The organism is Syntrophomonas palmitatica JCM 14374, assembly GCF_001311885.1.
Classification (GTDB): Bacteria; Bacillota; Syntrophomonadia; order Syntrophomonadales; family Syntrophomonadaceae; genus Syntrophomonas_A; species Syntrophomonas_A palmitatica.
Window position 1 is genome coordinate 1 of the sequence record NZ_BBCE01000032.1, and the last position, 9,449, is coordinate 9,449.

Here is a 9,449-nt window from a genome sequence, read left to right on the forward strand (position 1 = left end):
ATAATTAAACAGTAATACCATCCCGGGTGCTGCATTTATTTTTTGCCGTTTGTTGTATTTTCTACTTGCCAAACACAAAACTCACTCCTGCCTCTTCTGTATTTAGCCCGGTTGTATAGCGTTTACGGTCCTATGAATAAATTTTTTTAGGACTTATTTTTATTTTAAACCGAAGGTCTTTTTTGGTAACTGTACCAGGTACAGGTCGAGCAAAAATCAGCCCCTGCCATGATGGAAGAGGCTGATAGTTATCTGAAATTATAAAGTTTTTATGCTCAATCAGACCCCAAACTGGTTGATTTATACTTAACCAAAGTCATATACAGGTTGGCAGCAAAACCAACAATCTTTCTTCTGCATCCGCATGATTAGATCTAGTTCAGCATACCCGTTTCCCTGGCTTTTATGATGGCTTCAAACCGGTTGTTTACGGTCAGTTTCTCAAATATTCGGGAATTATGATATTTTACGGTCCTTACGGTTATGCCCAGTTCCGCCGCTATTTCCTTGTTGGAACGCTCAGCCGCGAGAAGCTGCAGAACCTTATATTCCCGGGGGCTCAGAGCCTCCGCCATCATGTCCTTGACCAGCAAATTAGGATTACATGCTCGGAACTTCTCAATATATTCACGAACCAGGCGGGACAGGGTTATGGCATATCTATGCTTTTCATCCTCTGCCGTTCTTTCTTTCCAGCGGCAGTATTCCGTCAGCAGTTCTGCCATGGGCTCCAGTTGGTCTATAAAAGTCCTGGTATACCCATGTTCCATACCCAGCTCCAGTGCTTTCTCCATAGCCAGCATCGCATTCGGCAAATCCCCGCGCGAGTAATGGCTGACAGCCAAAAGCGACAAGGCTCTTATCTGACCGGCCAGGTGGTTTTCCCTGGCCGCAAAAGACTCCAGGCGATTGAGCAGGAGCAAGGCATCGTCGTACTGCCGCTGCAGGCTAAGATATCTGGCCAGGGTAATATATTCTAATTCACGGTAGGAAGAAAGACTGTCATAAATGCTGATACGGCCGATATCCAGCCATTCCTCAGCAGAAGCGGCCTCCTGCAGGTCGATAAAGAAACTGGCGGTCATGATATTGAAATGATAATTCCAAAAGGCCTGGTTTTTGCCTCTCAATTTCCCTCTGCCGGCAGCAATGGTATCGAAGGCTCCCGGCATATCCCCCTGGGCTCTTTTAAGCCGGGCCAAGGCAATAAAGCAGGGTACAATCGCGCCCGGATTATTGAGCTCGATGATGGATTCCATTCCGGGCAGCATGGTTTGATAGACGGCTTCCAGGTCGTTGCGTTCATAAAGGCATTCGGCCATAATGATGGTGGCATAGGCTGAAAAATCCCCGACAATCCTTGGCAGGTCAGCCATTAAATAACTCCAGGACTGATCAATCTGGTTGAGCCGGCCCTTAAAACCGTAAACGGTATCCAGCATGGCGGGAACACCGGTATTTATCTCTCCTAGCAGGAGGGGCTGATATAGCTCGGTATCAAGCAGTTGTTTAGAATAATAACGAACCTGATTAATATCCAATTGGACAACGCTTACGGATACCCTGGTCATATCCACATGGGCTTGCAGGTACCCTTTTTCCTTTTCATTCTGGTCTTCAATCGTTTCTACCAGGGCCTGGGCTTTGTCGATCCAGCCCCTGGCATCATCCAGACTGTTTTCCATGGATAAGTGCCAGGCTATGGCACAATAGGTTTGCACTTTTTCTTTTAGGAATCCTTCCGGCAGTCCTTCCGGGATACTGGCAGCTAACCTGCACCACTCTTCAAGCTCTCTGTTTTGAGCCATTTCCATATATATATTCGGATCAACCAGTAAAATAAAGGCCTCAAGATAGTTTCCGGCTTTTAAAAAGGCCTCAATGGCTTCCCGCCAGTATTCATTCTCCTTAAACCATAGGCCCGCTTTTTGATACAGGTCCTTAAGAAAATCACTGCCTTTTTCATTTAGTTTATCAGCCAAAAACTCCTTGAAAAGATGGTGATACCTGAACCATTGATTCTCTGAATCCAGGTGAAAGACCAGGCTGTTCCCTTCTGCCAGGCTCTGTAAAACCTGGCCCGCTTCCTCATTTCCAGTAACTGCATAGCAAAGATCAGCACACAGTTTATCCAGGAATGAGGTTTCTATTAAAAAGGATTTGATTTCATCCGCCCAGTTATTAAAAATCTCATCCCTGATAAACGAATCGATATAACGGTTACGCCCCGAAAATTGTGTTATAGCTGAGTCCAAATCCTGACTGGACTCTATGGAAAGTGCCGCTACCACCAGACCGGCCGGCCAGCCTTCCGTATATTCCTGCAGGATAGAGATATCATCCGGCTGCAAAGCCAGTCCCCTCTTAATAAAAAATTCCGCTGTTTCTTCACTGGTAAAGGATAAGTCTGCTGGTCCCACCTTTAACACTTTGCCTCGGGCATGTTTGCCAGTCAGGTGGTAGTCCGGCTCGGTACGGCTAAGAATAATCACGGTTATATTATTCGGCAGATATTTTAAAAAAGTGGCCATGCTTTTTTGAATCAGTTCGTCATGAATCAAATGGTAATCATCAAGTATTATTAACATGTGGCCGGGAATACCATACAGCTGATTAACCAGTAATTCTGCCAGCAGACCAGAAGAAATAAGCCCCTTATTTACAATAATATCCATAGCTGCATCAGCGTTATTAAGGGCACTTCCCAGAGCGGCAACCAGATATCTCCAAAACACCACCGGATCATTGTCATTTTCATCCAGGGACAGCCAGGCATGCCGAACACCAGTGTTCCACAAGCTGACCGCAGCAGCAGTAGTCTTGCCATAACCTGCGGGTGCCGTTACCAGGACCAGTTTATAATCAGTTATCGGCTGCAGTTTTTGGGTTAAATTTTTGCGCTGGACGATTTTGTTGTTAACGGCAGGAACATTAAATTTGGTTTTAATAATCATGCTGCTACCCATTTTCAATATCTATTGTTACATATATACATATGTTATTCTTCCATTTTAGCATAAGTATAGAAGACCCAGACCATTATTAATATAATGGCTGGGCCGTTAGTCTTCTGGCGAGTGACTAAATCTTTGGAAACAATTTGACGCATTAGGATTTCTGTCAATTATATTGCTGTTCACGAAGATGATAGGCTATTAATCATTATAAATCCTGATGACAAGCTGGAAATTATCTGCTATCCTTTATGCCCTGAAAAAGGCCGGCTCATTAAAAACAGTGATTGGCCGCAGGGAGAAAAGAAAGGTTTATATCCCTTGAATCCCCCTCCTAAAATGATGACAGGGCCTCGCTATAACTCTTATATATAGGAAAAATACTGGTAAAGCCGGCAATATCGAATACTTCCTGGACATTATTGGCCAAGGCTGACAAGGCCAGTCCGCCTCCGGCTGCCCTGGTCTTTTTAGCAGCCATAAGCAATACTCTAAGTCCGGCACTGCTGATATAATCTACCCTGGCAAAATCAATTATCAAATTCTTATCTCCGGCTTGCAGCCGGGACAAAAGCGATTTCTCCAATTGACTGGAAGTAACCGAATCCAGCCGTCCTTCCAGTTCAAAAATACTTATTTCTCCTTTCTTGCTTTCCTGGATATTCATTACTTCTCCTCCCTTAAAGTATTTATTTTCATTATTTATCAAAATATAGTTTCTTCATAGTCATTATATTTTGATTATCCTGTCGGCGGTATTCTACCTGGTCCATCATCCGGCGAACCAGGTATATCCCTAATCCTCCAATTGGTCTTTCATCTAAACTTTGCCCGGTATCCGGGTCAGGAAGCTCCAGAGGATTGAAAGGCAATCCATCATCCCGAAGTTCTACGACAGCCTCGGCATCGCCCGCCTGCAAGTTGATTATAATGTTGTGCTCATCGTTATCAGCATATCCATAATTAATGATGTTGGTTATTAACTCATCCAGGGAAAGGTTGATGCTGAAAATTACTGGTTCAGGAATACCTTGCACTTCTCCAAAACTCTCAATTTCCCCGGCCAGCCTGGCGATTTCGGCCAGATCATTCTTGATTGACCAGCGCATCTTATCCCACCTTATATTTTAGTGCCAGTATAGTAATATCATCGGACTGTTGAGCCCCGCTGGCATGTAGTTTGACCGCTTCCAGAACCTTTAGGGCCTGTTCGCGAGCGGTACTTTCAGGGAATTTAGCAAAAACATCCTCAAGCCGCGATTCGGTAAAAAGTTCTCCCTGGGTATCCATAGCCTCGGTTACTCCGTCAGTATAGAGGAGCAGAGTATCCCCGTTGTTTAGCTTAATGCTATTTTGTCCATAGTGTAATCCTTCCATTACCCCCAGCGCCATGCCAGAGGTCTTCTGAAGCATGCCAAAACTGCCGTCCTTACGTACTATATAGGGAAGATTATGCCCCCCGTTTGCATATACCACCTGACCGCTCGGTATATGTAGAATCCCCAGAAATTCGGTGACAAACATACCTGAATCATTATCCTGGCAAAGATTATCGTTAACCCGGCTTAAAATCTCATCCGGCGCCATATCTCTGGTGGCTGTAGCCTTAATCAGGGTTTTGGTAACCGCCATAAATAATGAGGCCGGGACCCCTTTGCCGGAAACATCTCCTACAGTAAAGCAGAGATGATCATCATCCAAAAGGAAAAAGTCATATAGATCTCCGCCAACTTCTTTGGCCGGTTCCAGTACCCCATAAATATCAAACTCTGCGCGGTCGGGAAAAGGGGGAAATATTTTAGGAATTATACTCATTTGAATTTCGCGGGCTACTTTGAGCTCACCTTCGATCAATTCCTTTACCGCCTCGGTATGACGTTCCTTAATCAGGTTGGCTACAATAAAAGTAAAAATACCCAGGCCCAGAGCATTACTTATTATCATAGGCAGACTGGCAACCTTTATGGCAGCCAGGGCTAGATCGTAAGGCCGGCTGACCATTAAAGAAAATCCCATATGGAAAGTCTCCATAAGCACCCCAAAGACCACCGCACCGGTAACGCTGATGAGTCTGCCCTGGCGGAAATAATAAATTAAACCGCCTGCCAATCCGGCGACAACGGTGGATATGGAACATCCCAGACAGGTTATTCCCCCCATAGTATAACGGTGCAGCCCGCCGATAAGTCCGGCCCCCAGTCCCACCAGCGGACCGCCAATCAACCCGGCTATTGCCGGTCCCATATCCCTGATATTTATGGTAACTCCCAGAACGTATTCTCCGCTCAGGGTTCCATAAATTGAAAAAAGACCGAAAATCCCTATCAGAGCCAGTTTGTGCCGGTAATTGATCCTCTTTTGCAGTATTTCATTAAACGCTTCGGTGCGCGTCAGTACATAAGCCAGAACTATGATTACCGACATATTCTTTATGAGTATAATAACCAGATTAATCCATTTATCGATTTTAACCCTTCCCCCTGTCTCCCGCAAATCTCCTGATCAACGCCGTCCTGGCCAATGCCTGCAATCTAATTATGTATTAATTTATCATAACACGCTGTGCCAATAAGAATAAGCGGCAAGACAAAAAACAGTACAATTATCCCTGTTAGAACTCTTTTTTTCATTGTCACCGCTCCTTCCCCATAATTATTTTTCCAGCCTCATGATTTGCTCAACGATCAGTGCGGCACTGTATACAGCCGCCTTTTTACCCTGGGGAGTGATCTGCCGGTATATAACTATAGGATAGGTCCATTCCAGCATAGCCAGCAGGTAAGGTATAATATCGTTTTCAAAAATGACTACGGTTTTAGCATATTTTCTAATCAGACAGATCATTTCGTAAGCTTTCCTGACGGTTGGATCAGTGCCTTTATATGCCCATTCAGGGACCTGCTCCAGGGAGTCAGTCCTGGCAAGGGCCTGCTCAAACTCAATAAAGCGGATAAGATCCTCTTCATCCGCCAGACGGGTCATCTCAAATTTAAATATAGGCTCAAGACGAGCGAAGTCAGACACTATGTTCCTGGATCTTGTTTCGGCAAAATCAATAATATAAACATTATCCCTTTCATCCAGGAGTATATTTTGCATATTCAAATCGCCATGGTTTATGGAACTATACCACAGTTGGGCCTGATTCTGCCGCTTAGGGTATTCATGCTTTAAGAAATAGTAGGGGTTGGGCAATGTTGTCCCCAACTCCGGACACTCAATTGTGCGTATATCGCATGACACCCCGGTTTCCTGCTCGGCCGCTGCCAGCAGACCGGGAAAAAGCCGGAGAGGATTGTGTTGCTGGTAAAGTCTCATACTTTCCCAAACCGGCTGGCCATACCAGGGTTTGAGAATTGAAGTGAAAATACGGCTGAAAAGAGCTTTCAGCACCTCTATATTTTCTTCACGATAACGGTTGGTCAGCCAGCCAAGTTTACTATCCGGTCCATTAATGCCCAGGAAATTGTAAAGCATCCCGCTGGCCTGGCCAAAACTGGACTGGGCCATAATAGTGGTGGAATTATTAAGTATATAGTTTTGCACATATTTTTTGTGATTGTCAATTTCACGAGATATCAGACTGCTGGGCCCAAGTTTAAGCACGGTCGGCAGCATCCGCCGGTTGTCTTTATCATAGGCAGTGACCCGGAATGGTTTACCTTCGCTGAATCCCCCCACCAGCGGATCCAGAATAACACGGCGGGCATCGGAAAACAACCTGCGGGTAATGACCTCCCACTCTTTTGGAAAGGGTACTTCTTCGGTCAATTCTATCGCCAATTGTTTTTCCTGACCGGTACGAATCAATTCCGGCATCCAGATCCATATCCTGGCACTGGTAATAGCGACATCCCCATCAACCATCAAGACATCCTCAAGGGAGTCTAAATCAGAACACTGTTTCCAAATTTCCTTGGTCTGCTCGATCCTCACCCAATCTAAAGGTTGGGACAGAATAAATGCATGGCCTTTAAAAAAATCGCTGCCTGCTCTGACTCCCCATTGAGCCATAAATGGCGCCAGATTTGCATCACCGTTCCAGGATGTCTGGCCCGCCAGAGCAATACATACCATACCTGGCTGTCCGGTAAAATCTCTATAAAGCGTACGGCCTTTTGCAATATCCTGTTGATTATGAAAATAGCTTCCTTTGCCGGGTTCCAAATCAGCTGCAATGAGCATTCCCCATACCGGTGTCGTTTCAACTCCATTTTCCTGCAACTGGCGGGCTGCAAGAGGCTGTATATCTTTAAGCTGCACGGGTAACCCGCCCGTAATATCCAGTCTTGCAGTCGGCATACCGCTGAAACCAATAGCCGAGGCAAGATACATAACCGCCTCCCCGCTATTATTAATCATAAAATCAGCGTGATTGAAGCCATCTGCCGGTAAAACACCAATCAATTGATCAATAGCTGCAAAAATCCCCATGCTTCACGGGCACTTTCCTCGTCGTGCGCCAGTCCGCCCAGCCAAAGGCCAGTTGTATATCTTCATTTGCGACCATGATAAGATCGCCTGAATGATTATTATGGGCGTCAAGGGCAGAGCCGGGATTCCATACTTCCACAACACAATTTTGATGGGGATAGATCTGTAATGTGCAGTCCCTTCCATAAGCACTAAATTCTTTGACTGTAGAAGCTATATCCTTTTCAGTACTAAGACTGACCTGTGCTTCCTCCGAGCTGGCAGCTTCTTTGAACAAACCCAAAACACCGGTCGTATCTAACACCGTTCTGACCTCTTTGCTTAAAGCTGACAGAATAATCATTTTGTTGGCGCTTTTGAGCTTTTTCCCGTATTTAATAAGCGAACGAATACCAACACTGGATAGATAATTAACTCCGTTAAAATCCAATATCCAGTGGTTTCCCCAGTCCAGCTCCCCGGATGCTTCCTGCTCGAATAACTGGGCGCCCAGCCCGTCAAAGCGTCCGTGCATAGCAAACGTAGATATTCCATCCAGTCTCGAAACCTTGATTTCCAGCATGGTATGTCTCCCCCCGCCAGGCTTATTTTATTTCATTATTTACAATTGGATTTGTGCTGAGTTTATTTTTTAACCCTTCCCCCTGTATACCATAATACTCGTGGTCAATGGACTGATAAACTAAAAGCGCACACCCTTGACAATAACTATATTCAACAGTACATATTTCCTGAATGCAAAGATTTATTACCACTTCCATTTGATTTCGCACTGATAAATTGTGTATGGCAAAATAGAACAGTTCATCGGTTTACAGAAACATCCCGACAGGATTCATTTCGCTCTCCTGTTTGGCTTTCGGGAGCCAGCCCATTTGTACTGGTACATCATACAAGCGTCCGGGTGCAAAACGTTTCCAGAAGTGCCGCTGCTGCGCTGATTTTCTCCAGTTCATCATCACCCGGTTATTTAAAACTATGCGATGCTCTTAATTAATATTAAAATTCTGGTTTGTTCATTAGTTTCCTTCTTTCCCTGCAACATCCCCAAAGAGGATTCTCATAAAGTCTCGCCGGCCTTAGAGCACTCTATCTATGTAAACAGCATCAAACTAACTACGAGTCGGCTCATACCATTGTTGAAGAAGAAGGTGCACCCATCGTCGTGATACTTGCGGGTACCCGCGAATACTTCTGCGAAGATAATGAAGCGATATATGAAGTAAATGTCCTTTCGCATTCTCCCTAGCGCCCGCCCTCCCGAGCGATTGTCCCCTGAAATCACCCTGAAAAGTGCGAAAAAACGGTCAATGATCATGTTGAATCAGTAACTGTTTCATTATGTCGCGTCCATTTATTTGATACAATGCACACCCCCGCCGTGTAGTCACGAGTAAAGGGTGTGCATTTTTCGCTATGTGGGGCGACGTCTCCCGTGTGGGAAGGATTCTGCCTGTGAACATCGCATTTAGCCCCATTGGTTTTTTATGGAATTACTTTGCCACATTCCGGATAAACCGTTCGAGCATGGCCGCGATCTCGGCGCGGGTAGCGGCGCCCTGCGGATTCAGTCTGCCTTTCGTGTCGCCCTTGACAATGCCAGCGCCGCAGGCCCACTGCATCGCGGTGTAAGCGTAATCCGATATGGAAAGCGCGTCGCTGTATGACAGAATATTCGTATCCTCGCCGGCGGAAACGTTGTAGTCCTTGAATTTGGCGTAGTTATACAGCATCACCGCAAGCTGTTCGCGCGTTATTCCCTTATCGGGGGCGAATAGCCCGCCGCCAACGCCGCTTACGATGCTGTTTGCCGCCGCCCAGCCTGCGGCGCTCTCGTACCATGCGCCGGACAAGACATCTGAGAAGCTGTTCTTATGGCTCCCACTATCTCCGCTCAGCCGATGCAAAACGGTGACGAGCATCGCCCTTGTCGCGCCGATATCCGGGCTGAACTTGCCGTTTCCGGTGCCAGTGACAATTCTTCTCGCCGCGATGAAGTTAACCGCATCATGATGCCATTCGGCCGCTGGCACATCGCCGAAGCTCACCGGGTTATAGGTC

The 9,449-nt window shown here is 45.9% G+C and carries 7 protein-coding genes; all 7 read right to left on the minus strand.

The window, feature by feature from the left end; translation table 11 throughout:
• Positions 1-374 precede the first annotated feature (374 nt).
• Positions 375-2,966: a winged helix-turn-helix domain-containing protein gene (locus JCM14374_RS12515; RefSeq protein WP_242849001.1), complete on the minus strand. Its 2,592-nt coding sequence runs from the start codon at positions 2,964-2,966 to the stop codon at positions 375-377.
• Between the two features lie 322 nt (positions 2,967-3,288).
• Entirely contained in the window at positions 3,289-3,621 is a 333-nt protein-coding gene (locus JCM14374_RS12520) for an STAS domain-containing protein (RefSeq protein WP_054698046.1), read from the minus strand.
• A gap of 31 nt (positions 3,622-3,652) precedes the next feature.
• Positions 3,653-4,063, minus strand: coding sequence for an ATP-binding protein (locus JCM14374_RS12525; RefSeq protein WP_054698049.1), 411 nt, complete (start codon positions 4,061-4,063; stop codon positions 3,653-3,655).
• Between the two features lies 1 nt (position 4,064).
• Positions 4,065-5,447 carry a PP2C family protein-serine/threonine phosphatase gene (locus JCM14374_RS12530; protein WP_242849000.1) on the minus strand — a complete coding sequence of 461 codons (1,383 nt, stop codon included), beginning with the start codon at positions 5,445-5,447 and terminating at the stop codon, positions 4,065-4,067.
• Positions 5,448-5,606: 159 nt separating this feature from the next.
• Positions 5,607-7,388 carry a phosphotransferase gene (locus JCM14374_RS12535; protein ID WP_054698052.1) on the minus strand — a complete coding sequence of 594 codons (1,782 nt, stop codon included), beginning with the start codon at positions 7,386-7,388 and terminating at the stop codon, positions 5,607-5,609.
• A complete protein-coding gene (locus tag JCM14374_RS12540) occupies positions 7,366-7,950 on the minus strand; it encodes an STAS domain-containing protein (protein ID WP_054698055.1) in 585 nt (194 codons plus the stop codon). The genes JCM14374_RS12535 and JCM14374_RS12540 overlap by 23 nt, the downstream gene beginning before the upstream one ends.
• Before the next feature lie 931 nt (positions 7,951-8,881).
• The coding region (locus JCM14374_RS12545; protein WP_207641633.1) for an S-layer homology domain-containing protein at positions 8,882-9,449 on the minus strand (568 nt) is incomplete at its 5' end.

Coding starts and splice junctions, on each gene's coding strand:
- JCM14374_RS12525 (WP_054698049.1), bottom strand. CDS start 4,063: ATGCGCTGGTCAATCAAGAATGATCTGGCCGAAATCGCCAGGCTGGCC.
- JCM14374_RS12515 (WP_242849001.1), bottom strand. CDS start 2,966: ATGGGTAGCAGCATGATTATTAAAACCAAATTTAATGTTCCTGCCGTT.
- JCM14374_RS12540 (WP_054698055.1), bottom strand. CDS start 7,950: ATGCTGGAAATCAAGGTTTCGAGACTGGATGGAATATCTACGTTTGCT.
- JCM14374_RS12520 (WP_054698046.1), bottom strand. CDS start 3,621: ATGAATATCCAGGAAAGCAAGAAAGGAGAAATAAGTATTTTTGAACTG.
- JCM14374_RS12535 (WP_054698052.1), bottom strand. CDS start 7,388: ATGGGGATTTTTGCAGCTATTGATCAATTGATTGGTGTTTTACCGGCA.